General features: G+C 58.9%; 1 protein-coding gene. It reads right to left on the bottom strand.

All coding sequences use genetic code 11. The annotated features are described in order from the left end of the window. Positions 1-555 (bottom strand): hypothetical protein (locus tag HMPREF3277_RS14955; protein ID WP_210401170.1); only part of this gene is annotated, 555 nt, incomplete at both ends.

The following is a 555-nucleotide window of genomic DNA, read 5'->3' as shown; positions in this document are numbered from 1 at the left end:
GCGGCTGACTTTGACGTTTTTGCCTTCTTTAAAGGTTACGGTGTCGCCTGCGCCGATTTTTTCAGACGAGGTTTCGTCGTTGGCGTTCAGGTTCCAGCCTTTGTCGGCAGTTTCTTTCACTGCGGCAATGGCGTCGTGGACGTTGTCTTTGCCCGTGCCGCCGATGTCGGTGGTGGTCACGTTGCCTTTGTCGTTGGCCGCGTTACCGCCGAGCAGTTTCGCCAGGTTGGCTTGGGCTGCGTTCAACTGCTCTTCGCTTGCAGCTTGACCTTTAGTGGCAAAGTCCGCACCGCCCAGGGTGGTGTTGCTCAGACCGGAAATCAGACCGGCGGTACCGTCGATCACGAGCGGTTTGTTGCCTTTGCCTGCTTTGCCGACGGTAATCTTGTCGGCCAGCGAGAAGCCGATGCCGTTTTCGTCGGCGCGGGTCAGGATGTTGCCGTCGCCTTTGACGCTCAGGCTGTCACCCAGTTTCTTCGCACCGGTCGTGCCGTTGTCGGCGGCAAAGGTCAGACCTTTGTTGTCCACCGCGTCTTTCGCCGCTACGCCTTTGGC

Source organism: Neisseria sp. HMSC70E02, assembly GCF_001838645.1.
GTDB lineage: Bacteria > Pseudomonadota > Gammaproteobacteria > Burkholderiales > Neisseriaceae > Neisseria > Neisseria macacae.
Note: the sequence above shows the minus strand (reverse complement) of the source record. Positions and strands in the feature narration are given on the sequence as shown.